The sequence below is a fragment of the Streptococcus ovuberis genome, from assembly GCF_012396585.1.
In the GTDB taxonomy this organism is placed as follows: domain Bacteria; phylum Bacillota; class Bacilli; order Lactobacillales; family Streptococcaceae; genus Streptococcus; species Streptococcus ovuberis.
This window is the reverse complement of sequence record NZ_JAAXPR010000004.1, coordinates 25,877-51,668: the sequence shown is the minus strand read 5'-3', so window position 1 is coordinate 51,668 and position 25,792 is coordinate 25,877. Positions and strand designations below refer to the sequence as shown.

At 44.0% G+C, this 25,792-nt stretch carries 25 protein-coding genes; 20 read left to right on the top strand and 5 right to left on the bottom strand.

Annotated elements, in window-relative coordinates; genetic code table 11:
* Positions 1 to 58: 58 nt before the first annotated feature.
* From HF992_RS03360 to HF992_RS03320, 9 genes are all read left to right on the top strand, one after another.
* The gene (locus HF992_RS03360) at positions 59 to 487 is read left to right on the top strand and encodes an Rrf2 family transcriptional regulator (RefSeq protein WP_168548649.1); all 429 of its coding nucleotides are present in this window, start codon (positions 59 to 61) and stop codon (positions 485 to 487) included.
* A gap of 134 nt (positions 488 to 621) precedes the next feature.
* Complete coding sequence (locus tag HF992_RS03355) at positions 622 to 1,623, top strand: NADP-dependent oxidoreductase (protein WP_168548648.1); 1,002 nt, start codon at positions 622 to 624, stop codon at positions 1,621 to 1,623.
* An 11-nt stretch (positions 1,624 to 1,634) separates the two neighbouring features.
* On the top strand, positions 1,635 to 2,471 hold the full coding sequence (locus HF992_RS03350; protein ID WP_168548647.1) for an alpha/beta fold hydrolase: 837 nt from the start codon (positions 1,635 to 1,637) through the stop codon (positions 2,469 to 2,471).
* A gap of 99 nt (positions 2,472 to 2,570) precedes the next feature.
* Positions 2,571 to 3,143 (top strand): TetR/AcrR family transcriptional regulator, encoded by a 573-nt coding sequence (locus tag HF992_RS03345; protein ID WP_168548646.1) that lies wholly within the window; start codon positions 2,571 to 2,573, stop codon positions 3,141 to 3,143.
* A 116-nt stretch (positions 3,144 to 3,259) separates the two neighbouring features.
* On the top strand, positions 3,260 to 3,823 hold the full coding sequence (locus HF992_RS03340) for an LbetaH domain-containing protein (protein ID WP_168548645.1): 564 nt from the start codon (positions 3,260 to 3,262) through the stop codon (positions 3,821 to 3,823).
* Positions 3,824 to 4,186 (top strand): nuclear transport factor 2 family protein, encoded by a 363-nt coding sequence (locus HF992_RS03335; RefSeq protein ID WP_168548644.1) that lies wholly within the window; start codon positions 3,824 to 3,826, stop codon positions 4,184 to 4,186.
* Complete coding sequence (locus HF992_RS03330; protein ID WP_168548643.1) at positions 4,176 to 4,676, top strand: nuclear transport factor 2 family protein; 501 nt, start codon at positions 4,176 to 4,178, stop codon at positions 4,674 to 4,676. Before HF992_RS03335 ends, HF992_RS03330 begins: the two co-directional genes overlap by 11 nt.
* Before the next feature lie 24 nt (positions 4,677 to 4,700).
* Complete coding sequence (locus HF992_RS03325) at positions 4,701 to 5,135, top strand: nuclear transport factor 2 family protein (protein ID WP_168548642.1); 435 nt, start codon at positions 4,701 to 4,703, stop codon at positions 5,133 to 5,135.
* A gap of 29 nt (positions 5,136 to 5,164) precedes the next feature.
* Entirely contained in the window at positions 5,165 to 6,007 is an 843-nt protein-coding gene (locus HF992_RS03320; protein WP_168548641.1) for an aldo/keto reductase, read from the top strand.
* A gap of 324 nt (positions 6,008 to 6,331) precedes the next feature.
* Here the strand turns inward: HF992_RS03320 and HF992_RS03315 are convergent, their stop codons facing one another.
* Entirely contained in the window at positions 6,332 to 7,189 is an 858-nt protein-coding gene (locus HF992_RS03315) for a LysR family transcriptional regulator (RefSeq protein ID WP_168548640.1), read from the bottom strand.
* Between the two features lie 129 nt (positions 7,190 to 7,318).
* Between HF992_RS03315 and HF992_RS03310 the strand changes: the two genes are divergently transcribed.
* From HF992_RS03310 to HF992_RS03300, 3 genes are all read left to right on the top strand, one after another.
* A complete protein-coding gene (locus tag HF992_RS03310; protein ID WP_168548760.1) occupies positions 7,319 to 8,173 on the top strand; it encodes an aldo/keto reductase in 855 nt (284 codons plus the stop codon).
* Positions 8,174 to 8,316: 143 nt separating this feature from the next.
* Positions 8,317 to 8,874: a TMEM175 family protein gene (locus HF992_RS03305; RefSeq protein ID WP_168548639.1), complete on the top strand. Its 558-nt coding sequence runs from the start codon at positions 8,317 to 8,319 to the stop codon at positions 8,872 to 8,874.
* A gap of 150 nt (positions 8,875 to 9,024) precedes the next feature.
* Positions 9,025 to 10,026, top strand: a complete 1,002-nt coding sequence (locus HF992_RS03300) for an aldo/keto reductase (protein WP_168548638.1) — start codon at positions 9,025 to 9,027, stop codon at positions 10,024 to 10,026.
* A 219-nt stretch (positions 10,027 to 10,245) separates the two neighbouring features.
* On the opposite strand, the gene HF992_RS03295 is transcribed toward HF992_RS03300, so the two are convergent.
* From HF992_RS03295 to HF992_RS03280, 4 genes are all read right to left on the bottom strand, one after another.
* Entirely contained in the window at positions 10,246 to 11,796 is a 1,551-nt protein-coding gene (locus tag HF992_RS03295) for a glycoside hydrolase family 43 protein (protein ID WP_168548637.1), read from the bottom strand.
* Between the two features lie 20 nt (positions 11,797 to 11,816).
* On the bottom strand, positions 11,817 to 12,476 hold the full coding sequence (gene pgmB / locus HF992_RS03290) for a beta-phosphoglucomutase (RefSeq protein WP_168548759.1): 660 nt from the start codon (positions 12,474 to 12,476) through the stop codon (positions 11,817 to 11,819).
* An 82-nt stretch (positions 12,477 to 12,558) separates the two neighbouring features.
* Positions 12,559 to 15,360 (bottom strand): alpha-L-rhamnosidase, encoded by a 2,802-nt coding sequence (locus HF992_RS03285; RefSeq protein ID WP_168548636.1) that lies wholly within the window; start codon positions 15,358 to 15,360, stop codon positions 12,559 to 12,561.
* A 19-nt stretch (positions 15,361 to 15,379) separates the two neighbouring features.
* Positions 15,380 to 17,083 (bottom strand): glycoside hydrolase family 3 protein, encoded by a 1,704-nt coding sequence (locus HF992_RS03280; RefSeq protein WP_168548635.1) that lies wholly within the window; start codon positions 17,081 to 17,083, stop codon positions 15,380 to 15,382.
* Positions 17,084 to 17,228: 145 nt separating this feature from the next.
* On the opposite strand from HF992_RS03280, the gene HF992_RS03275 reads away from it, so the two are divergent.
* The 8 genes from HF992_RS03275 (at position 17,229) to HF992_RS03240 (ending at position 25,767) form a co-directional block, all read left to right on the top strand.
* Positions 17,229 to 18,218, top strand: coding sequence for an AraC family transcriptional regulator (locus HF992_RS03275; RefSeq protein ID WP_168548634.1), 990 nt, complete (start codon positions 17,229 to 17,231; stop codon positions 18,216 to 18,218).
* 280 nt (positions 18,219 to 18,498) lie between these two features.
* A complete protein-coding gene (fmt, locus tag HF992_RS03270; protein ID WP_168548633.1) occupies positions 18,499 to 19,428 on the top strand; it encodes a methionyl-tRNA formyltransferase in 930 nt (309 codons plus the stop codon).
* Positions 19,415 to 20,737: a 16S rRNA (cytosine(967)-C(5))-methyltransferase RsmB gene (gene rsmB, locus HF992_RS03265; RefSeq protein ID WP_425505588.1), complete on the top strand. Its 1,323-nt coding sequence runs from the start codon at positions 19,415 to 19,417 to the stop codon at positions 20,735 to 20,737. The genes fmt and rsmB overlap by 14 nt, the downstream gene beginning before the upstream one ends.
* 24 nt (positions 20,738 to 20,761) lie before the next feature.
* On the top strand, positions 20,762 to 21,499 hold the full coding sequence (locus HF992_RS03260) for a Stp1/IreP family PP2C-type Ser/Thr phosphatase (RefSeq protein WP_168548631.1): 738 nt from the start codon (positions 20,762 to 20,764) through the stop codon (positions 21,497 to 21,499).
* A complete protein-coding gene (gene pknB / locus HF992_RS03255; RefSeq protein ID WP_168548630.1) occupies positions 21,499 to 23,334 on the top strand; it encodes a Stk1 family PASTA domain-containing Ser/Thr kinase in 1,836 nt (611 codons plus the stop codon). The genes HF992_RS03260 and pknB overlap by 1 nt, the downstream gene beginning before the upstream one ends.
* A gap of 102 nt (positions 23,335 to 23,436) precedes the next feature.
* Complete coding sequence (liaF, locus tag HF992_RS03250) at positions 23,437 to 24,138, top strand: cell wall-active antibiotics response protein LiaF (RefSeq protein WP_168548629.1); 702 nt, start codon at positions 23,437 to 23,439, stop codon at positions 24,136 to 24,138.
* On the top strand, positions 24,135 to 25,133 hold the full coding sequence (locus HF992_RS03245; protein ID WP_168548628.1) for an envelope stress sensor histidine kinase LiaS: 999 nt from the start codon (positions 24,135 to 24,137) through the stop codon (positions 25,131 to 25,133). Before liaF ends, HF992_RS03245 begins: the two co-directional genes overlap by 4 nt.
* 1 nt (position 25,134) lies before the next feature.
* The gene (locus HF992_RS03240) at positions 25,135 to 25,767 is read left to right on the top strand and encodes a response regulator transcription factor (protein WP_168548627.1); all 633 of its coding nucleotides are present in this window, start codon (positions 25,135 to 25,137) and stop codon (positions 25,765 to 25,767) included.
* Positions 25,768 to 25,792 lie beyond the last annotated feature (25 nt).

Sequence of the window (25,792 nt, the reverse complement as noted above, 5' to 3'; positions counted from 1 at the left end):
AGATAGTCGTCTTATGATAAACTTGTTCTTGTTTCTGATACATGTCGAGGGAGGTCTTATGGATACTAAATTTTCAGTGGCTATCCATATTTTAGCCATGATTGCCGAGAGCAAAGAAGTCTTGAGTTCGCAAGCTCTAGCCACTAGTGTTGGAACAAATCCTAGTTATATTCGCAAGATTATCGCCTTACTGAAAAATAAAGGTCTACTCATATCCCATCAAGGAAAGAGTGGCTATCAGTTGACAGTAACACCAGCAGAGATTAGTCTTTTGGATATTTATTATGCGACACAAGAAGTCTCTCAGATAAAACTCTTCCAAGTGCATCAACATGCCAATTTGGAGTGCCCAGTCGGAAAGCATATTGAAGCGGCCATTAACCCTGTTTTTCATCAGGCAGAACGTCAGTTGGAAAAAGAGCTAGCCAGTCAAAGTCTTGCAGAGGTCATCTCCAATCTCTATGCTCAAGCAGGATTAACCAAGTAACGCTTGGTTAATGTTTTACCACTAGATGTATTTGTACTAGATTCAAGTACAATATGATAATAAAGTACCTAGAAAATATCTCAATATCCTTAGCAGTCCAGTTCTGCTATTATAAAAATAGAAAGAGGAAAACGATGAAAGCAGCACAACACACATCTTATAACAAAAACAATATCGTACTTAACCTAACAGACATTGTTAAACCACAAATTAAACCGAATCAAGTCCTTGTCAAAGTCACCGCTGCAGGCGTCAATCCCTTGGATAACATGATTTCACGCGGTGAGGTCAAAATGATTGTCCCTTACAAATTGCCACAAATAGCCGGTAACGAAGTGGTTGGTCTGGTGGAAGCTGTTGGCAATCAAGTGAGCCAGTTTCAGGTCGGTGATCGTGTTTTTGGTCGTCTGCCCCTTGACAACATCGGTGCCTTTGCGGAGTATGTAGCGGTGGAAGCTATAGCCCTTGCCAAAGTTCCTGCCTATCTGACTGATGTGGAGGCAGCAGCTGTGCCACTGACAGCTTTAACCATTATGCAGGCTCTTGAGTTGATGGGGGCACAGGCTGGCAAGACCATTTTCATCTCAGGTGGGACAGGTGGTGTCGGTGGGATGGCGATTCCGATTGCTAAGGCCAAAGGGTTGACCGTTATCACGAATGGATCAGGGGATAATGCTAATCGGGTTCTAGAGTTAGGAGCAGACCGCTTTATCGATTACAAGAAAGAAGATTATACCGAAACGCTTAGTAATGTAGATTATGTTCTTGATACACTTGGTGGTAAAGAGACAGAGAAGCAAATGAGTATTATGAAAAAGGGTGGGCAACTCGTTTCTCTGCGTGCCATGCCAAACGGAGCCTTTGCTAAACGAATGAACTTACCGAAATGGAAGCAACTACTCTTCGGTTTGGTTGGACGTAAATTTGATCAAATGGCTAAAAAATATGGTGTACATTATCACTTTATCTTTGTCGAGAGTAATGGTGAACAGTTGCAGGAAGTGGCAGACCTCTTTAGTCAGCTCAAGATTAAGCCATCTATTGACACAGTTTATCCATTTGAAGAGGTCAATGCTGCCCTTGATAAGGTAGCAAATGGTCGTTCACGTGGAAAAACTGTCCTCAGTTTTAAATAGTAGGAGTACTTATGTCTTATATCACAACTAAAAATCAATACATAACTGTGGCTGGAAACCAGATTGCCTACCGTGAACTGGGCAAGGACAAGTCCAAACTGCCCCTGGTCATGTTGGTCCATTTGGCGGCAACCTTGGACAACTGGGACCCAAAATTGCTAGATTTACTAGCTGAAAAAGAGCATGTCATTGTCCTTGACCTGCCTGGTGTCGGAGCTAGCCAGGGCAAGGTGGCATCCACCATTCCAGGAATGGCAGAGCAGGCTCATGCTATTATCAAGGCTTTGGGGCATACAAAAATTAACCTGCTAGGTCTTTCGATGGGTGGGTTTATTGCCCAAGAAATCGTTCGTCTTGATAGCCAAATGGTTAACCGCTTGATTCTAGCAGGAACAGGTCCTCGTGGCGGTGTTGAAGTCGATAAGGTGACAGGAAAGACCTTTCGCTATATGCTGAAGGCTGGTCTGGAGCGTGTGGATCCAAAACGCTACATCTTCTATCCTCACGATGAAGCAGGTCGCCTGGAAGCTGAAAAAGTTTTGGGACGCATGGGTAAGCGAACAGCCCCCTATTCAGACAAAGCTATCAATGTCCCAGGATTTTTAGCTCAGTTAAGAGCTATCAAGCGCTGGGGGAAAGAGTTGCCAGACGACTTGTCCTACATCACTCAGCCGACCCTCATTGTCAATGGAGATAAGGACATGCAGGTCCCAACGGAAAATTCATATGACATGCACCATAAGATTGCAGGTAGTCAACTCATCATCTATCCCAATGCCGGTCATGGTTCTATCTTTCAGTATGCGTCTGAGTTTGCAAGAGAGGTCATTGACTTTTTGAAGATGTAGGATACTGCTGGCATGGAGAAAATAAGAAAACCCTCAATCGATTGGATACCACTTGTACTTCCTTTGAATTCTTGGTAGAATACAAGCGGAGGGGCTGCTATGAAATTAACAGGTTTTGAAGACTTACGGATTCAGCGTACGGTTACTGCTATTTCTCAGGCTTTTGAGGAGCTCATCTGTGAGCTGGATTATGACAACATCACAGTGACAGAGTTGGCCAAGCGTGCTCTGATCAATAAGAAGACCTTTTATCGCTATTACCCAACTTTGAACGATCTGTTAGCTGAAATGCAAGAACAGTATGCTCAGGCCTATATTGATGTGATTAAGGATTTTTCGTTGCCTAAGGATTTGGAAAAAATGCAACGCGCCTTTTTTGAATTTTCAGCTCAGCAGGGAGAGGCCTATGATAAGATTACCATCAGCCAATCTTCTTACAGAGAGATTCGTCAAGATATGGTGGATATGGTTATGGCGTCCACTTGGTCTAAGGCCGAGAAGGTCAACCAGCTCAGCGATTTTCAAAAGATTAGCCTTTTGAATTTTGTTCAACATACAGGACTTGCTATCTACCGTCAGTGGGTCGAAGAGGGGAAGAAAACACCTCTTGAAGATGTGATTGAAACAGCCAATCTCCTTACGCTTGCAGGTGTCAATTCTCTGTTGACATAATCTTTTGCCACAGTTTTGGTCCATGTGTGGCATAAGCCACCTTTTTAGAAAAAAGCCCATTGTGTTTGTCACAGTGGGCTTTTATAATGGACTTAGAAAAAACAACAGGAGGCAATATGACAAAAGATATTTGGAGGCGTTTGGCTGATGGGGAAGCAGTCAGTATGATGGAAGAGGACTATCAAGACATTGTGCTAGCAGAGTTTAACCGTTGTCGAGATCTACAATTTCAAATCAATCAAACCCAGCCAACTTCCCCAGAGATTCAGGCGCTTTATAGTGATTTGCTTGGAAGGAAATTATCTGCATCGACCCATATCATGAGTCCGTCACAAATTGATTTTGGAAGAAATGTCTGCCTAGGTGAAGGAGTATTCATCAATCACAGTTTGACCCTTATGTCCATCGGTGGGGTGACAATTGGCGATGGTAGCTTCATTGGGCCCAATGTCAGCATTGTGACCGACAATCATGATATGGATGATCTTTTAATCCTACGTTGCCAGCCTGTCGTGATTGGAAAGAAGTTCTGGATTGGTGAAGGGGTGAAAGTGATGCCGGGTGTTACGATTGGCGACAACGCTCTTCTTGCCAGTGGTGCGGTCGTGACAAAGGATGTTCCGGCTAATGCCATTGTGGGTGGCAATCCAGCTAAGTTGATTCGGATGAAGGGAGACTAAATGACACAAACTGCAGAAAGAGAGATCATCACACTCCAACACGAGATTTGGGAAGCGATTATTGCACGTGATTTTGATCAACTCCATCAACTTTACCCAGAAGACTACCTGTTTCGCCATGTTGGTGGGTATTACCAGACACGGGAGGAATACTTTGACGATATCCGAGGTGGGACTTTTCGATATTACACCTATGTGCCTATTTCTGAGACGGTGCGTTTCATCAACGATGAGCGAGCCATTCTTCATGCCAAGGCCAAAACAGATGCTCGCATTTATGGTTTTCGAAAGGTTTGGACTATGGACTTTGAGTTGCCCTTTGAAAGGATAGAAGGGAGATGGCAACCGGCAAATGAAAACTAAGCTTGGAATGATGCCTTTTTGGGTTGCCTTGTTGCTAATGGGGTGCGGTAGCCAGCAAGAACAAACTGGACAAATTGAAAAAGCACAGCAAATAAGAACAGAGCACAGCCAATCGGATAAGAAGGAGGAAACCGTGCTGACACAAGCAGATAAAGATAGCATGATTGCCATTTTTGAGCAGATGCGCCAGGCTATGATAGATAAAGATATGGCTACTTTAGATGCCATTTTGCCAGACGACTATGTGGCCGTTCATATTACCGGGAGAACCCAGACTAAGGCAGAATGGTTAGCGGATATCGAAAATGGTGAGATGAACTACTATGACTTTTTGGATACAGAATATAGCTTTTCACAAGAAGGGGATCGTGTCCTCATGCAGGTAAAACAGCGAATCCACGCCAAGATATATGGTAGTGAAGGGACTTGGTCTGTCCCAGGTGATCGCTATTTCCAAAAAAGAGATGGTAAGTGGCAAATAATTGGTTAAATATAAAAAAAGAGAGGTAAAAAAATGAACACAGAAACACTTATGGAAAAATTGGCATTAAAAGAATTAGTTGATACATTTTCTAATTTAGCAGATATCAAGGATACAAAAACTCAGGCGCAGTTGTTTGTAGAAAATGCAACCTTGACCTCGCACAATGGAGACCAGGTCTTCAAGCAAGAAGGGCGAGAAGCTATTGAAGAAGCCTGTGCAAATTTCTTGGCATTATTCGATACAGTGTACCATCTCAATGGCCAACAAGTCGTCCAAATTGATGGGGATAAAGCTAGTGGAACAGCTTACTGCCATGTTGTTTTGATTGGTGCCAACGAAGAGGGCCAGCGTATCCAAACGACGCAAGGTGTTCGTTATGAAGATGAGTACGTGAAAGTGGATGGTCAATGGAAGATCGCCAATCGTACGTCGCATTTCATTTACACAGACGTCAAAGAAGTCTAAGGACTACAATATAAAGGAAGGAAACTATCATGGAACAAACGTATTTAACACTCAATTCAGGCTATAAAATGCCCCAATTTGGAATAGGTGTCTATTTAGTAAAGCCAGAAGAAACGAAGCAAAATTTACTAGATGCCTTCACACTTGGGTATCGCCATGTGGATACAGCGCATGCCTATCAAAATGAACGTGAGGTAGGTCAGGCTGTTAAGGCCTCTGAATTGGAGCGCAGCGAACTCTTTATCACCTCAAAATTATGGCCGAGCGATTATGCGGATCCAAAGGCGATTGATAAGATGTTGGTGCGCCTGGATATGGACTACATTGACCTTGTCCTCTTGCACCAAGAAATTGGCGATTATAAGGCGGGCTGGAAACACCTGGAAGCAGCCGTTCAAGCTGGGAAGGTCCGCTCCATTGGACTTAGTAATTTTGAATCTGAACGTTTGGAAGAAATTCTTGAGCTGGCAACGGTCCAGCCGGCAGCCTTACAAGTGGAATGCCATCCTTATTTCCAACAAATTCAGTTGAAAGAACGGATCGCAGGGATCGGTGCGATCATCGAAAGCTGGTATCCACTTGGACACGGGGATGCTAGTTTAATCAATGAGCCGGTCTTCACTGAACTAGCGCAAAAATATGACAAGACCAATGCACAGATTATCCTACGTTGGCATATTCAGTCTGGTCATGCTGTCTTTCCAAAAACAACCAATCCGGACCATTTAAAAGAAAATATTGCCATCTTTGATTTTGCCTTGACCGATGAGGAAATGGCAAGAATCAATGCGCTTAATAAAGACTTCCGCTATTTCAATATGACCTTGGAAGAACGTGAGAAAAACCTGATGGCCTATGTGCCAGCGGATTAATTGTCTCTACTGTTGACGTCTATTTTAGAAGTATTGTCTTTAGTATCTCGACAATTCCGTCTTCAATTGATTTATCATTAGAAGACATCGTAGAAAATTTCTTTTTCTAGACTATAGATCATTCATTGGTTATGATGTGCTGGAATTAGGAAAGGTTGGTCAACACAAATTCAATAAGAAAAAGGCTTGAAATTTGGTGTCAATCACCTGATTTCAAGCCTTTTCTAATATTGTTGGTCATTTATTTTTAATAAAAGATAGTGCCTTTTACCTAAGATTAAACAAATAGAAAACGCGCACATTGCTGATGAGTGGATGTAGTAGTTAATGGGTCACTGGCCAAGTCCTTTTAAGTTCTTGGATAAGTGGTGCTAGTCGCTCCTTTTCTGAAATGAGGTAGGTCATATAAAAAGGCAGACTGGCACGTTCATCGGTAATCAAAAGCTTTTTTCGGTGGTTATTCTTAGTCGAATTTCCAGAGAGATTGGTCGAGAAGTATGCCAGGTTTGAATGTTGCAAAATTTCTTGAAAGGTTTCTCGATTGTCCTGTTTGAGAAATTTTCCGTTGGGAATTTCCTTGCGGACAACATCTGCCCATTCACCTAGGCCAGACATGGTTAAAAAGCTTGTGTTAGCTAAAGTTCTAAAAGTTGTTGTTTCAACGTCTGCAGCGACCATTTTGGCATCAAGATGGACGGAGAGAATTTCCTCCCCAATATAGAGGGATTCAATCTGATCGGTAAACAGTTCTTCAGTGGTGAAAACAAGAGAGAAACGGTGGGAAAGCAAGGCTTGCTCAACTTGACTTTGAGCAATAATCGTCTCATCCATGGTGGCTCGAAGTGATTCGTTCTCTTGAAACAGATAAATGGGACCAGGAGCAGTGGAAGAGAGTACTACCTGGTGTTGTTCTTGCTCAAATTGACGCAGTTCTTTAACAAATTGTTTATGCTCTTTTAGTAAGACTTCCGCTTTTTGAGCCGCTAATTTTCCTGTTTCGGTTAATTCTAGGCGATTCGGTGTGCGGATAAAGAGTTGAACAGCCAACTCTTCCTCAAGTCTTTGCATGCTACGGGTAATGGTTGGTTGAGTTAAGAGCAGCGCCTCTGCAGTAGCGGATAAACTGCCTAGTTTAGCAAATAAAACGAGGATTTCAAGAAGACGATTTTCGGTATAGGTCATTGTAAGTCCTTCCTCCGTGAGCGTTTCTTTAGCATACGTTAGTTGTATACTACCATAAAGATATGGTTCTGTGCAAATCAAAATAGCTCTGATAAAATGGCATTATCAAAAAGAAAGTGAGTGATTATTATGCAATATGTCACATTAAATAATGGTATTCAAATGCCTATGGTTGGTTTTGGAGTTTTTCAAATTCAAGATGATGCCACTACTCAAGCAGTCGTTGAAGAAGCGTTAAAAACGGGCTATCGCCTCATAGACACTGCCCAATCCTATGGAAATGAAGTAGCCGTTGGTCGTGCCATTAAGGCGTCAGGCATTCCACGTGAGGACATCTTTGTCACGACCAAACTTTGGATTTCAGACATGAGTTATGAGGGGGCTAAAAAGGCCTTTGCTGACTCTTTGGCAAAATTAGATCTAGACTATGTGGATCTTTATTTGCTACACCAACCGATTGGAGATACTTTTGGTGCTTGGCGTGCCTTGGAAGAGCTTTATAAAGAAGGAAAAATCCGTGCTATTGGCGTGTCTAATTTTAAGGAAGACCAATTAGCTAACTTGGCTCTATTTAATGACATAACACCTGCTGTTAATCAAATCGAATGTCATGTTTTTCATCAAAAAGAAGAGCAAGTGGCCTATGAAAAAGAAAAAGGAGTTGTCACAGAAAGTTGGGGCGCTTTTGCAGAAGGCAAATTTGATGTGTTTAGCAATCCAGTTTTGACAGAGATTGCCAACCAATATGGCAAGACAACCGCGCAAGTTATGCTTCGCTGGCAATTACAACGTGGTATTGTGAGTTTGTCAAAATCAGCTAATCCAGAGCGTGTCCGCCAAAACTTTGACATCTTTGATTTTGAATTATCAAGCGATGACATGGCAGCGATCAAGGCGCTCAATACCGATACAACTGTATTTGCAGACCATCGTGACGCATCAACGGTTGAATTACTGGCTGGTTTTATTGGGAAATCATTCTAATGTATTGTCAGTGAGAAGTTTTTGCTTGGCTATTTATGGATTTTTGACAAATGATGAATGATGGGCTATGATAAAGTACAAAACAGAATACTAGCATGTATGATGGTATTTAACTGAAGGATGAGGAGTAGAATATGCCTGAAATGTCTAAAGAACGGTTGGTAGCCTTTACGGATGCTGTTTTAGCGATTATTATCACGATTTTAGTTTTAGAATTGGAGCGACCACAAGAGATGACTTGGCAGGCACTCTGGGAATTACGGACAAACTTTTTTGCCTACACAATTTCTTTTTTCTGGTTAGGAACCATGTGGGTGAACTTGCATAGAGCTTGGGATCAGGTGGATAAGATCAATAATCGTTTGGTTTGGAATGCCTTAGTCTTGCTCTTTTTCTCCTCCTTTTTCCCCTATACAACCAGTCTTGTCGCTGTTCATTTTCATACCTCTGTGGCTCAAGCCTTCTATGGCATTGTGATTTTATTGGTCACGGCCTGCAATGTTTGGATGTATCGTGAATTAGAGCATCTCAATCCTGCTATTAGTAACGGTCAAGGATTTAATATTTTAGACCGTGCAGGCATGCTGGATATTGCCTTAAAAGTCATTGGCCTTCTCCTGTCCTTAACCATTTATCCACCTGCCATGATGTGGGTTGTCTTGATTACCGCCATGGTGATTGTGATTCCGCGGTCTATCTAAAAAGCATCATCGTCCCTACTGAAAGGTGGCGAAATATCGAGTCATTAAACTTAGGGAAAGGTTTAAATAGGTCAGAATAACAGACACAAAAAGTTATCGTCAGTGTTTTGAAGTCAAATTATATTATCTAATCCAAAATGGAGGATACTCATGGAATATACACAATTGGGAAACACAGGGTTAACCGTTTCAAAACTATGTTTGGGCTGTATGAGTTTTGGTGAAGCAGCGCGTGGTTTTCAATCCGGCTGGATACTCGATGAAGAGAAGAGTCGCTCGATCATCAAAAAAGCACTGGATGCAGGAATCAATTTTTTTGATACAGCTAATATTTACGGGTTTGGCTCTAGTGAAGCATTTTTAGGACGGGCTATTCGTGAGTTTGCTAAGCGCGAAGAAGTCGTCATTGCTACAAAAGTTTTCTTTGGAGATAGTACCTTTGGTAATGGACAAATACCAGCTCCTAATACGGCAGGTTTATCCCGCAAAGCAATTTTCCATCAAGTGGACGCTAGTTTGAAACGTCTGGGAACAGATTATATCGATATTCTTTATATCCATCGTTGGGATTATAATACCCCAATTGAGGAAACGATGGCTGCGCTTAATGATTTGGTACGTGCTGGTAAAGTTCATTATCTCGGAGCTTCTGCTATGTACACCTGGCAATTTCAAAAGGCGCAATACATTGCTGAGAAAAATGGCTGGACCAAGTTTTCAGTCATGCAAAATCATTACAATTTAATTTACCGTGAAGATGAGCGAGAAATGATCCCGTTTTGTCAGGATTCAGGAGTAGCTTTGGTACCTTATAGCCCTTTGGCAGCCGGCCGAATTGTACGCGACTGGTCAGCTGATACAGCCCGTAGTAAAACGGATGAGACCAATAAAGCTAAATATGACCACCAAAAGGAACAAGACTACCCTATCGTGGAACGTGTCGCAGAACTGGCAAATCGCTATCAGGTCAGTCGTTCGCAGATTGCACTGGCTTGGCTGTGGAACAAAGGTATTCATTCACCCATCGTTGGTGTGACCAAAGAACAGTACCTAGATGATTTTATGGGAGCATTCGAGGTTCGCTTGACGAAAGCCGATATGACCTATCTTGATGAACTCTACCGACCACATGCCATTGTTGGAGCTTTATAATACGCCCATTTTTAATCGTCTCATCCTTTCAAAAAAGGGACTTAAAAGCGTTTGATCAACTCTTCTACTATAAGTTCAAAGTACGTACTCCCCATATCATTTTCAGAAAAATAAGCGATAAACCACCAAGATCTTACTACAATGAACATTTGGTAAGATCTTGGTGGTTGGTTGCTATAAGTAGGGAAGTTATTGACGAAGTAGCGATACCAGTTCTATCTATATAGACTTCCGACTAGCTTTTGTCACCACCATCTGAGCGTCATCTAAAACGTACAAGCCACAGAAGTCCCCAGTGTTTAGGGCGGCGATGGCTTCATTTGAAAAATGCATGGCATGGATGTCAAAACCAATCGAGCGACCGTCATCAAAGTGGGCCGTGAAGATTTTAGTGGCAATGGTGTGTTCGAGAGTGAAGCGGGTAGGGAGGTTTTCGCTGTGACCGATGACTGTCTCAACTTCCAAATCAAGGACACGGACCTGTTTGATAAACTGGTAGCCACCTTTTGGATCAGCTTCAAGCATCAAGCTAGCAAAATGATCGGAGTTAATGATCACTGCTAGTCCGAGACGCCCAAGATTGACTAGAGTGTTAGCGGTGTCTAGGAGCACTTCGAAGCTTTCTTTGTGCTCGGTCTGACGGAGGGCTAAAAAGGAAGGTGTCGCTAGATTATTGAGCCGGATAGCAGATCCTGTCAGGCTGAGGGAGCCAGCTCCGATTTTCAGACGATCAGTGAGGTCCGAGCGGAGGCTGACCCATTCTGGATGGAGGCTCTCTGTCGTGAAGTTGTCCTCGAAAGGCTTTAGTTGTTGCGGATTTTTCAGAACTTTGGCATGGTCTGGGAAGGCTGTCATATCAACCACCTGAGAAGGGATACCACCATTGATGACTGGCCAATCGCCTGACCAATCTACAGGGTAGAGCAAGGTTTCACGACCAATATTGGTAAAGTGTACAAAACCTACTGCAGCAGGACGTGTTCCTAGACAGGTCAGCCACCAGTTTCCTGCCGTATCTTGAAAGAGGTCAGCATGTCCGATATTCTGAAGGGGCTCGTCCGCTCGGTCACGGTTGGTAAAGAGCGGATTTTTAGGCGCAGCTTCATCAAAAGGTCCCCAAAGATTTTGCCCTCTAAACATGGTAATCATATGCCCAAGATCTGTCCCGCCTTCAGCCATAAGAAGGTAGTAGTAGCCGTCTTTTTTGATGATGTGAGGGCCTTCAACATCGCGTCCACCTGTGCCCAAGGTCAAGACTTCAGGACCACGTAAAATGGCACCCGTTTCTAGGTTGATTTCGACCTGTTGAATGGCCTTAGTGCCCTTGTCATCAATGTAGCCCGTGAATTGGACATAGGTCCTGCCATCTTCAAAGAAGAGGTCTGGATCAATACCGAAGATATCCACGACGACCCGGTTATCCTCCCAGATAATGGCTTGCCCATCATCAGCTAAATGTCCACGGATGATGAAGTTTTTGAACTCAGCAAAGTTCGTTGTGATGACATAAAAATGCCCATCGTGGTAACGGATGCAGACTGCAAAGATTCCTTCATTTGATTTGGCCTGTCTTAGATCAGCCTGTTCAGGTCTTGTGGCAATACTTGGCAATTGGGTCCAGTTAAGCAAATCTGTGGAGGTTGAAAGGGCAATGCCTGGGTAATATTCAAAGGTCGAATTGACCATGTAGTATGTTTCCCCCACACGGACAATTGATGGGTCGGGATACATGCCACGTAGGATAGGATTTTGATAGTGAGTTACAGTCATGAAAAGCTCCTCGTATTTTCCTAGTCTATCTTTCCAAAAGCCGTTTTTATCTTGGTGAAATCAAGATCTGCCGTACTCTTAAAGCGCAGTTTAGCATGATTGAGTTCATCACCACCGACAGCGACGGAATAGGCGCCAGAAGCGTTAATAGCTGTCACACCAGCGACAGCGTCTTCAACACCGATGCAGTCTGCTGGGGCTAAGCCAAGTCCTTGAGCTGCCGCTAGGAAAATGTCAGGTGCTGGTTTACCGTTAGCAACGTTAGCAGGGTCAGCAATGGCGTCAAAAGCCTCAGACAGGCCTAATTTCTCCAAAATCAGAGGCCCATTTTTAGAAGCTGAGGCCAGAGCTAGCTTGACGCCATTTTCCTGTAACGTTTGAATAAAGTCAGCAATGCCTGGTAGGATATAATCCGGTGTTAAAACCTCTAAGGCTGCAACATAGGCCTCATTTTTTTCCTCAGCTAGACGAGCAAACGCGTCAGCTGGAACACTGATTTGGAGATAGTCTAAGATAACACGAAGGGAATCTTCACGGCTAACGCCTTTTGTTTTTTCTTCCAATTCATCGGGGAGGTCAGCATTGAAATATTTTTTAATGAGGTTCCGCCAAGCAGCAAAGTGGAAGACAGCAGTGTCAGCAATGACACCGTCTAAATCAAATAAAGCGCCTTTAAACATAGAACGTCCTTTCTCAATGGGGCAAAAAGAGATGACTCGTCGGTGTTCTTTGAACATCAGCAGTCCACCTCTTTTTTAGTTGTTAGGAGTGGCGTTGAGCCAGAATTGGTGTAGCTTCTAAAACAGTATTGATCTGCTTCAAATGCTCATCTGAAATGGTGATAAATGGTAGAATGGCATTGAGCTTAGTAAGAGACATTTTGCCAAGTCCGCCGTGAACAGCATCAGGATCCTTACGGAAGAAATCAAGGACAGGATCGATAGCATCAATTTGTTCGATTAGGTAATCGTCAGCCATGATTTCTGCAGCAGTTGTTTCGGCAGAGTAGTGTTCGATGTAATTTTGACTTGGGACATAGCTAATGTCATAGTGACCAGCAGTCAGATCAAATTGACCACCTTGGCGACTGTCGCCATTTACCATGACAGCAACGTTCTCAGAACGTGGCAGGGTGACATGAGCAGTGCTGCCAAATGGGACCTTGATTACCATCTTGATGGTATGGTTATCATCAGATTCGATGCGGTAAGAGACAGAGATAGGACCATACGGGCTATCAAACTCTCCAGAAATCTGATCCAAACGGTAATCAAATTCGGGAGCAATATCAAACGCTTGGTACCCTTTTTGCGGGTTACGGATACCCACGACATATTTATAGGCCCACTCCATAATGGCACCGATAGAGTAGTGGTTGAGGGAATTCATGCCCTCAGGATTCATGCTGCCATCAGGCTCGACAGAGTTCCAGCGTTCCCAGATTGTGGTTGCTCCCATGTTAACCGCATAGAGCCAGCTTGGCAGGTCTTCCAGAAGGAAAATCTTGGTTGCCAATTGATGTTGCCCAAATTGAGAGAGCATTTGGTTGATAAATGGTGTCCCAACAAAACCAGTCTTAAGGTGATCGTCATCCTTGTGGAGGCGAGCGACTAAATCCTTAGTCACACGTTCACGGAGCGTTTCAGGAACCAAGTCAAATTGGAGCGTTAGGGCATAAGCTGTTTGTGTATCAATGGTAAGCCGTCCATTTGCCGAGATGTATTCGTTGCGAATAGCGTCTAAAATAGCAGCAGACAGTTGGCCATAATACGCGGCATCTGCGTCATTTTCCAAGAGTTTAGCCGTTTCTGCTACGATATGCGCTGAATAATGGTAGTAGATCGATGCGATAAAGTCTTCGTCTGTTTTACCAGTTGGCATGGCAGGGTTTTCGCCGTCAAGAGCTAGCCAGTCACCAAATTGGAAACCTCCTGTCCAGAGGTTTTGGGTCTTGGTTTGACGTCCAATCCAGTCCACCCAAGCTTTCATATATTGATAGTGCTCTGTAAGAATGCTCGCATCACCAGTTGCTTGATAAACATTCCAAGGGACGACGGTTGTGGCGTCTCCCCAGATGGCGCCACCTCCATCGGGGTTGCCAAACGATGGAGCGTACATTGGTGAGCGACCGTCGTTGAGGTCTTGTTCGATGGCGAGATCTTTGAGGTATTTGCGGTAGAAGGCATAGACATCCATATTAAAGAGGGCAGTGTTTGAGAAGACATTAGCGTCTCCGGACCAACCCAGACGCTCATCACGTTGCGGGCAGTCTGTTGGAACGTCAAAGAAGTTTCCTTTTTGACCCCAAATGACGTTTTCAAAGAGGCGGTTGACTTTAGCGTTGTTCGTCGTGATATGACCGGTAGAGACCATATCTGAGTAGATGACATCTGCCTTGAAATCTTCTGGATGGATGACATCAAACCCTTCGACTTTCATGTAACGGAACCCATAGTAGGTAAAGGCTGGTTGGACCCATTTTTCTTCACCGTCAGAGATATACTCAAAAGCAGCTCGAGCGGATCGGAGGTTTTCTTTATAGAAATTACCTTCTTGAAGAATTTCCCCAACTTGGAGGAAGACTTTCGTTCCTTTAGGCAATCGATTATAAAAGCGGAAGAGCCCAGCGTGGTTTTGCCCGAAATCAAGGACAGTCTCGCCCGCAGGGGTATTCAGAACTTCGACAACATCCAACGTTTCTTTGACTACGAGTGGGAGGCTGAGGCGGTCTGTCAAGACAGCGTAGTCACCCTCTACTAGGACAACAGGTTCCCAATCCGTGATTTCTTTAGTGTCATCACGGTCTTCGCCGTAGTAAATGGCTGATTTGCTTACACGACCAGCAGTCGTTTCCCAAGAAGCATCGGTTGAAATGATCTCGGAGCCACCATCTTCGTAGTCAATATGGTATTCTGCAAGCGCTCGGTGCTGATCACCATAGATACAATCTATGCCTTCAATAAAGCCATAAGCCCCTTTGAACCAACCATCAGCTGTCGAGATTAGTAATTCATGGTCGCCTTGGGTAAAAGCGCTCGTCACATCATACGTTTGGAGTTGAACCCATTGATCATAGGCTGTTTGCCCTGGAGCTAAAAATTCATGGCCTACTTTTTGCCCATCAATGAAGGTTTCATACACCCCCAAAGCTGTCATGTAGAGGCGAGCTTTAGCGACGGGTTTAGCTACTGAAACAATCTTACGGAACAGTGTGTTTTGGATCTCTTTATCCTTATTAGCAATCCATTTAGCCTCAAAAGCTTCTGTCATCTTCCCTGTTTCAAAGAAAGAGGTCGCTGAAATAGTCTGGCCATCAGTTGTTTTTAGGTTCACAATCACGTCGTAGCGTGTGCGTGGTGCTAAGTCAAGGTTTAGTTCAAAGCTATTACTATCAAATGGCATAAAGTCAGACCGATGGACAAGGCTGTCTCCAGCTTTAATCTCTACTTGTTTTTCAACAGTCTCAAATTGCTCTGCTTCTACCTTAAAGCCAACGTGGAGGCTTTTGTACTCAAAACCTAGGGGCTCGGTCATGTGATTGATGGTAATAGTTGTAATTTTCATGTGAAAGAGATCTCCTTGTTTAGAGTTTGGCGGTGAAATCACCACAGAATGGGTCTACTGGGCTAATGCCCTTAAAGGGAGAGTGACCTGCCAATTTGTCAAGCGTTGCTTTGACAGTTCCTTTATTTCCAGTATAAGCGTTGATGAAGGTTGAGACGTAAGGAACGTCAAAGAGATGGTAAGGATTTGCAGTTGATACAAAGACTGTCGGAATATCACGCATATACCATGGAGCGTTTGCTGCCATCAGTTGAATCCAATTGAGGCGAGTCGTTGTTTGGTTGCTTGCTGTTTCAACATTAGCGATAAAAAGTGCCAAATCAAATTTAGCCTTGTGGTCGGCGACGCCTTCTTCAAAGATTTCGTGGAAGTCTAGGCCTTTTTCACCGTAGAGAGTGACTTCAAAACCTTGTGCCTCAAGGCCTTCTTTAAAGAGGTCGGTGACCTTGCCGCCTTCTTTAAACCCGCCACCATCAGTATCACCAAGGACGGTGAGACGAATACGAGGGTATTTTTCGGGAGTTAATGGCAAGAGGTTGTCCCGGTCTTTGACCAAGGTGACAGCTTGGTCGGCAACAGCTTCAGATAGCTTGAGATGCTCTTCAGACTTGAGGGTGATAGTGTCAGGGACTGGGAAGGTGTAGTGGCCAGAGGCATCCATTAAGCCTTGAGAAAGCTTGGTTGCAAGGATACGGGTCACTGCCTCATCGAGACGTTCTGAAGAAATCACGCCATTTTCAACAGCAAGTCTCACTGCTTGGTAATCCTCGTCAATGTTTTTGTTGAAAAGGATCATATCAATACCAGCATTGATGGATGCTACTAAAAGCTCTGTGCGAGGCAGAATCACATTGTAACCAATCATAGCCGTTGCATCGGTGATGGCAAGGCCATTGAAACCGAGTTCGTGGCGCAAGAGGCCATTGATCAAAAGAGGTGAAGCGGACGCAGGACGCAAATCCTTATCAGCAATACCAGGTTGTAATTTACGTTCCCAGGCTGGTTGTAGGATATGCCCAATCATGACACTTGGAGCGCCTTGGTCAATCAAGGTTTTATAGATGTGACCAAAACTGTCCATCCATTCGTCAGCAGAGAGGCTGTTAACGCTCGACAAGAGGTGCTGATCCCTTTCATCAACGCCATCCCCTGGGAAGTGCTTAATGACCGGGATGATATGGTTTTCTTCAAAACCTTTGATTTGCGCCTGACTCATGGCAAGGACACGGTCCTTATCGCTGCCATAAGTTCGCGTATTGGTGATCGGATTTCGAAAGTTCCTATCAATGTCGATAATCGGTGCAAAGGACATGTTACAACCAACCTGGCTAGCTTCGTAAGCTGACACACGCCCGAGTTGATAAGCATTGTCTGTCTGATCAGTCGCTGCGATTTGAAGGGGATTGCCAAACCAGGTTCCTTCCGAGATAATGCCATTGCCACCCGATTCAAGGTTAGCCGCGAGAAAAAGAGGGTACTTGCTATAGTCTTGAATTTTGGCAATCTGTGCCCTTAATTTTTCAGCTGGACCAGGACGATACATCATCCCGCCAGGTCTGTATTTGCTGATAAACTGGGCTAAATCTACTTGATCTTCGTCCTGCCCGATGACAAAGAAGAGCTGTCCGATTTTGTCTTCCATGGATAAGTTTTGGACAGAAGTCTCCACGAATGCAATCTGTTCTTCTGTGAGTAAATAAGGTTTTTGACGTAAGTCGACCATATAGGACCTCCATAGTATTCATTACTCCTATTGTAATCGTTTTTATGTCCATAAACTAGTGTGAAATTTAATGGCTTGTGTGTTCATTTCGTAGTTCTTTTTACAAAATATGGTATGATAGGATAGAAAAAAGAGGTGATGCAAAATGGAGACGATCTTAAAATTTTTGGAGCAGGACCGTCCGCAATATGATTGGGAGGAATTGCAAGACAAGATGAGGCCAGTTCCTATCCAATATATCGGTCAAGAGCCTGTTTTTGAATTCTTTAACACACTGAGTGATGATCTTTATATCAATCCTCAACCGATTTCAATCTCGGTTAACCCAATCGAGTCAGAAGTTCCGTTTCACCTTCATAATTATGTGGAAATGATTGTTGTTCTTAAAGGCAGGGCGGACATTGTCATGGAGCATGAAACCTTGGAACTTCAACAAGGAGATATTCTGGTTGTTGGAACCAATACCATCCATCGTAACCGCAAGATTAGCTCAGAAGACTTAGTGGTCAATATTGCCATGAAAAGTACAGCCTTCTCTCTCAATGATTTGGATTTCATGAGGCAAGGAACAGGAACGAATCTTTCTGATATGCTTTTCTTTGGACCGGCAGATAGTGACTTTTCAGGCTCTTATACCATTTTTAAAACCGAAAATAATGCCAAGATTCGTGAGACCATGCTGGATATTATCGAGGAGTACTACCACACGGATATTCAAAGCAATCAACTCATTCGCTTGAGTTTGCTGAGCCTTTTTGCTCGTCTTATTCGGCTTTCGGCGAATAGTGCCCAAGTGACTCAGAAAAACGCCAAATCGTCCAATACGCTCTTATCGCTTTTGCTTTATATTGAGAAGAATTATGCGACGGCTACTCTAGAAGATATGGGAGAGGAATTTGGATTTAATCCGAACTACCTGTCTACTTACCTCAAAAAGCATACTGGCAAATCCTTTATCAAGTTGATTCATCTGCAACGAGTCAATATCGCAGCAGAATTCTTAACGTTAACAAGTGCACCAATAGAGAAGATTGCGATCAAAGTTGGCTATGAGAACCCTTCTTATTTCTATAAGGTTTTCAGGAAAATTGTAGGCATGTCACCAGCAGAGTACCGGGACAATTTCCAAAATTAAGGCGATGCTCGGTCAATAGGGCGGGAGGTACCTAGCGTTTAATGCATCGTGTAAGGGCTCAAAGAGAACCGGTCGATTGTGTTTGCTCCTTTGTCTTCCAATTGGGCCGTTTTGAGTTTTAATCCCAATAGCTAGGTGTAGAAGATTGCTCTGCTATGGAAAAGGGCACAAGAAAAGGCAAGGAATCGCCTGTAACGGTCTTAAAAATAAGGTTAGTTTAAGGCAAGTAGCCTTGTTTTTTGATATAATAGATAAGATTATAGAAAAGAGGCAAGTGTGTATGAAGCTTATTTTTATGGGGACACCCGATTTTGCAGCTCGCGTTTTAGAGGGGCTTTTGGCAGATGAAACCTATGAAGTGATTGCGGTGGTTACCCAGCCAGATCGGGCGGTTGGACGCAAGAAGGAGGTTCGGCTGACGCCTGTTAAAGCAGTAGCTGTCGCACACGGTATACCTGTTTATCAGCCTGAAAAATTGTCGGGTAGCCCGGAATTGGAGGAGCTGATGGCGCTGCCAGCAGTGGGAATCGTGACCGCAGCTTTTGGACAATTTTTGCCAGAGCGTCTCTTGAAACAGTTTGCATTTGCGGTTAATGTGCATGCATCCTTGTTGCCTAAGTATCGTGGTGGAGCACCTATCCACTATGCCCTGATCAATGGTGATGAGCAGGCAGGGGTGACATTGATGGAAATGGTTAAGGAGATGGATGCTGGCGATATGATTGCCAGCCGAGCAATCCCGATTGAGGAAACGGACACTGTTGGGACGCTTTTTGATAAACTAGCCTTGGTCGGTAGAGAATTGCTCCTCGAAACCTTGCCTGCTTATGTAGCAGGAGATATTGTGCCCCAGTCACAGGATCCGGAACAAGTCAGTTTCTCCCCTAATATAACCCCTGAGCAGGAGAAGATTGATTGGACCAAGACCAATCGTCAAGTGTTCAATCAGATCAGAGGCATGAATCCTTGGCCAGTGGCCCATGCTTTTCTAAATGGAGAGCGGTTCAAAATTTATGAGGCTACACCCGTGGAAGGCCAAGGTCGTCCGGGAGAGATCCTTGAAAAGACCAAACAGAGCTTAGTGGTTGCGACTGGCCAGGGTGCCTTGAGCTTAGAGCGGGTACAACCTGCAGGCAAACCTCAACTGCAGATCAGAGATTATCTCAATGGCAATGGTCGTGACCTGAAAGTGGGGGATTATTTTGACTAAACACTGGCAAAAGACAGCGAGGGGAACGGCTCTTACTGTCTTAGAAGGGGTTTTTGAACAAGGAGCTTTTTCGAATTTAGCGCTCAAACAAGAACTTAACAGAAGCGCTCTCGGTGACCAAGATAAGGCTTTGGTGACGGAGCTGGTTTATGGCACCGTCTCGCGAAAGATCACGTTGGAATGGTACCTATCTCACTACATCGCAGATCGAGACACCTTGGACAGTTGGGTTTATAGTTTGCTGATGCTCAGTCTATACCAGTTGCTTTATCTGGATAAGATTCCTCATCGCGCAGTTGTCCATGAAGCCGTGTCCCTAGCCAAGCAACGTAAAGCGGGTGCAGACAAGTTTGTCAATGCCATTCTTCGAAAAATCCTTGATGGGGCTCTCCCGGAGATTGAAACGATTAAGCGTGTTAACAAGCGTTACTCCGTTCAATATTCTTTGCCGGTTTGGCTAGTTGGTTACCTGATAGACGTTTACGGACTTGAACGTGCCCTTAAGATATTTGAGAGCCTTTTACTTCGGAGCAAGGCGAGTGTTCGGGTAACACAACCAGAACGTTTTGAGGAGATTATGACGGCAACGGGGAGTCGTCCGTCAGTCTTAGCCAAGCATGGTTTGGTGAAAGACCAAGGCCATTTTGCAGGGACGGATTATTTTAAGACAGGCGCCTTGGCCATCCAGGATGAGACTAGCCAGTTAGTAGCACCAACCCTTGCCTTAAAGGGAGATGAGTTTGTCTTGGACGCTTGCGCTGCTCCTGGAGGCAAGACGGTTCACATGGCCTCTTACCTAAATCAGGGGCGAGTCATAGCTCTTGATTTATACGAGCACAAGTTAGCTTTGATTCGGGAAAATGCCGAACGTCTAGGGCTATCGGATAAAGTCGAGACGCAGGTATTAGATGCAAGGGAAGTGCATCGTATTTTTGGACCGGATACCTTTGATAAGATTTTAGTGGATGCCCCTTGTTCAGGAATTGGTCTGATCAGGCGTAAGCCAGATATCCGATATAATAAGCAACTGTCCGATTTCAAGGAGTTACAAGTCCTTCAGCTATCTATCTTGGATAGTGTTTGTCAAACCCTTAAAAAAGATGGTATAATAACTTATAGCACTTGTACGATTACCCCTGAAGAAAATGTCCAGGTTGTCGAGCAGTTTTTAGCCCGACATCCTGAATTTGAGCAGGTTACTCTGAGTCATGAAAAGAAAGAGATAATGGTGAATGGTTGCCTGATGATCACGCCAGAGCTTTATCAGACAGATGGGTTTTTTATCGCACAATTTAGAAGAAAAATGTAGAAATTGGAAGGAAACTTACCAAGTATGAAAATTTCATTGCTGACGAACGTTGGCCAAAAACGTTCCAATAACCAAGACTATGTTAATGTCTATACGAATAAACAAGGTATTCAAATGATTATTCTGGCAGATGGCATGGGAGGGCATCGTGCTGGGAATATTGCTAGTGAACTCGCAGCGACAGCTTTAGGTGGCGCTTGGGTAGGAACGGATTTATCAGACCTTAATGGTGTGCGTGAGTGGTTTATTGTTCATTTGGAAGAAGTTAACCAAACGATTAGAGCCAAAGGGCAAGAGGAAGCCTACCAAGGAATGGGAACGACGATTGAGGCAGTTGTCATCATTGACCAACAGATGATCTTTGCTCATATTGGTGATTCACGGATTCATTTGGTCCGTGGTGAGGAGATTTTGACCTTAACCAACGACCATTCCCTCGTGAATGCGCTCTTGCGTGCAGGCCAGATTACTCCAGAAGAAGCAGCAGTTCATCCGCAGAAAAATATTATTACCCAGTCATTAGGACAACGTGATCCAGTTGAGCCTGATATTGCCATCAAGACTCTGGAAGTTGGCGATTACCTGGTCATTAATAGTGACGGTTTGACCAATATGGTTTCTCAACAGGATATCTACGACATCATGGTCAGTGAAGTATCTTTGGATGATAAGGCAGAGACCCTGATACGTTTTGCCAACAATGCGGGAGGTTTGGATAATATCACTGTAGCACTCGTCCATATTGACCAGGAGGGTAGTTGATGATTCAAATCGGAAAAATATTCGCTGGACGATACAAGGTCATTGAACAGATTGGTCGTGGTGGCATGGCGGATGTTTATCTGGCAAGAGACTTGATTCTCGACGGTGAAGAAGTCGCTGTCAAAGTTTTAAGAACTAACTACCAGACGGATCCAGTGGCCATTCAGCGTTTCCAGCGTGAAGCGCGTGCTATGGCGGATCTGGACCATCCTAATATTGTTCGTATCAGTGATATCGGAGAAGAAGATGGCCAGCAGTATTTGGCCATGGAATATGTGGATGCCTTAGATCTTAAGAAATACATCACTAGACGCGCGCCCTTTGCCAACGAAGAAGCGATCCGTGTCATGGCGCAGATTTTGCTGGCGATGCGTCTCGCCCACCAAAAAGGGATTGTCCATCGCGACTTGAAGCCTCAGAACGTGCTTCTAACCAAAGAAGGAACAGCCAAGGTCACGGATTTTGGGATTGCAGTTGCCTTTGCAGAAACTAGTCTGACTCAGACGAACTCCATGTTGGGGTCTGTTCATTACCTGTCTCCTGAACAAGCGCGTGGCTCCAAGGCGACTGTGCAGAGTGATATCTACGCTATGGGGATCGTCCTTTATGAAATGTTGACAGGTCACATTCCTTACGATGGAGATTCTGCGGTGACGATTGCCTTGCAGCATTTTCAAAAGCCTCTGCCGTCGATTATAGCTGAAAACCCTAGGGTCCCACAAGCGCTTGAAAACGTGGTGATTAAGGCGACTGCTAAAAAGTTATCCGATCGTTACCAGACCGTTGAGGATATGTATACTGATCTGGTCACCAGCTTGTCGCCTGAACATCGCAATGACCGAAAGCTTGTTTTTCTGGACAACAAGGTCGATAGCAAGGTGCTGCCTAAAGTATCTCAGGCAACGACAGAATATCGGCCACCCCAGACACCTCCAGTACAGCCACAGCCATCTGCTCGACCAGTGACTTACGATTATGATGGTGATGAGCTAGCTATCCCTAAAAAGGTCAAGAGACGTATTAAAACGCGTTACAAACTTTTATTTGGAGCAATCCTTTTGACGATTGCAGCTCTGTATGCTATTTTCTTGACGACTCCAGTGACTGTTGTGGTGCCTGATGTGTCTAACCAAACAGTCGATCAAGCAACATCCAGCCTGACCGCAGCAGGTCTCAAAGTCAGTGAGGTGACAGAAGCCTCTAGTGATACAGTAGAAGCGGGTCTAGTCATCGAAACAGATCCAGGAGCTGGTGTGAGCAAAAGGAAGAATGCAACTGTTAGGTTGATTGTTTCCAAAGGCGATAGAGATTTTGCACTGGGGGATTACAGGGGACAAGCTTACAGCGATGTGGTATCAGCGTTGACAGATATGGGAATTGATGACTCTAAAATTAAGATAGAAGAAGTGGAAAATGCAGATTACGCTGTTGGAACCATCATTGAGCAATCCATTGAACCCGGGGCTATCTACCATCTAGACAAGCCCAAAACGATTACCTTTAAGGTAGCTAAAGCAATGTCCACTGTCAGCATGCCGAATCTGACTGGATTAACTTATAAGGAAGCTATCAATGTGTTGGTGGGCTTGGGGGTTAAGAGCAATCAAATTACAACGGCACCAGAAAATGTCAGTGCAACCGCTAAGGTAGAGTCACAAAGTGTCTATGCCTTTACAGAAGTTTACCCGTCTACTTTAGAAGTCATACTCTACTTTGCTTCGGAAGAAACCTCCACCTCCTATGTCAATGAATCGGTGTCAACCGAATCAACGACTAAATCCGGGGTTTATTCTGAAACGACAGTGACAACGGAACCTTCCTTGGGCAACGAATAAATGAAAACTGTAGCTCGTTGGGCTACAGTTTTTACGCCCTCAGACGGATGGTATTTATGAAAATTTTGGTACAATAGAGGAAGTAATACCTAGGATGTGCATATGAAAAAAATTGAATTGTTTTTGACCCTTGAGGCCATTCTTTTGACCTTGGCAATGGTAGACATCATGGCATCTGATCTCCCGAGGTTCATCTTTTTACTCTTTTTATTCCTGTTAGGGCTATATTTTTACACCGGCAAAGACTCCGGCAATCTCCTGCTGACCCTCGTTGCCCTCTTGCTCTTTTTTGTCATAATGGCCAATCCTTATGTGATTCTGGCTCTGATTTTTGGAGTTGTTTATATGATGCTCAATTCCTTTTCGCGGATGCAAAAAAGGGAAAAGTATAAGTTTGTTACCATAGATCAGGCGCCTAAGCGTATTAAGCGTGAGCGGATGCAATGGCTCGGCAATAGAGATTACTTTAACCAGTCGAGTACTTATTATTTTGACGATATCAATATAGTCCGTATTTTTGGCAATGATGTCATTGATCTGACAGAAGTTGCCATGGCTGGCATGGATAACGTCATTATTGTCCGCAAGAGTTTTGGGACGACTCGTATCGTAGTACCGGTTGGGGTTGAAGTGGACCTGTCTGCGACAGCTATATATGGTCATTTGGATTTTTTAGATTTGGTTGAGCTCGACCTCCGTAACGAGGCGGTCAAATTCCAAAGTCACCATTTTTTAAATGCTCAAAAGAAAGTCAAGGTTGTGCTCACAACGCTATTTGGTGATATTGAGGTGAGTCGCCAATGAGAAAGTCTAATGTTCTGCTCATTTTGAGCTATTCTGTCCTGTTAATTATCTTGATGGCTTCAAGCCTTTTATCTATTGTGAAAATGGATTGGGCTGCTTTGACCAAAGACTGGTTGCTTTTTTACCAGTTTATTTCGGTCATCGGACTTTTTAGTCTGTCCCTATCCGTCGTCATGCTGGTCTTGGTTCAGATTTCTTCCTTGAATACGAAGTATATGTTTAACCGTCAACTGAAACGCATCTTAACTAACAAGCCCTTACGTAAACAAGCAGATGACGAATACAATCTCCTCTTACAACGCTTGTCAGCCAAGATGAACGAAGTAACAACGACCCTGCAACAGATTGAGAATCGTGATTTGGAGACCAGAGAGGCCATTATTGAAGAGGAGCGAAAGCGTGTTGCTAGAGAGTTACACGATACTGTTAGTCAGGAACTCTTTGCTGCAAGCATGATCTTATCTGGGGTCTCTAGTCAGTTGGCCAATCTCAGTCAAGAACAGATTGGACAACAACTTCAGACGGTTAGCGGTATTGTGGATACTGCTCAGAAAGATCTGCGAATCTTGCTCTTACACCTAAGACCTCTTGAGTTAGAAGGCAAGACGCTTTTAGAAGGACTAGCACTCATCCTTCAGGAAGTTAAGGATAAATCAGACGTTGAGGTCTTGTTCCACCATGACGAGATTGCGATTCCTAAGAATATGGAAACCCATATATTTCGAATTGCCCAGGAATTTATCAACAATACGCTGCGACATGCTCAGGCCAACAATTTGGAGGTTTATCTATTTCAAAATGAACATGAACTCCATTTGCGCATGACGGATGATGGCATCGGTTATGACCAGCAAGTGGTTGATGAAGTCAGTTATGGTTTGAAAAATATCCGAGAGCGTGTGGCAGATATGGCGGGGACTGTTAAGGTCAGGACTGCCCCTCGAAAAGGGGTTGCCATGGACATTCGTGTCCCATTATTAGGAGAGGATAACTAGTATGGAAGCAATAAAGGTGATTTTGATTGATGACCATCAAATGGTTCGTTTGGGATTAAAGAGTTTTTTGGACTTGCAGACGGATGTGACAGTTGTAGCGGAAGCTGACAATGGGCGTATTGGCGTCGATCAAGCTCTAAGCCTTCGGCCAGATGTTATTATTATGGACTTGGTCATGCCAGAGATGACCGGTATTGAAGCGACACTGGCTATTTTATCAGCCTGGCCAGAGGCGAAAATTTTGGTGCTCACATCTTACTTGGACAATGCTAAAATTTACCCAGTCCTAGAGGCTGGGGCCAAGGGCTATATGCTCAAGACCTCCAGTGCGGAGGAAATTTTACATGCGATTCGCAAGGTCGCCAAAGGCGAACTCGCGATTGAGACGGAAGTGGATAAGAAGGTCAAAAATATTAATGTAGATGCTCCCCTTCACCAGCAGTTGACTGCCCGTGAAAGAGAAGTCTTGGCTCTCTTAGCTAAGGGGTATGATAACCAAACCATAGCTGACGAAAGCTTCATTTCGCTCAAAACAGTCAAAACTCATGTTTCTAACATTCTGTCTAAACTGAATGTTTCTGATCGAACCCAAGCGGTTGTTTATGCTTTTGAGCATGGACTAGTAGATGAATAAATTTAGAAATAATGGTATAATAGAT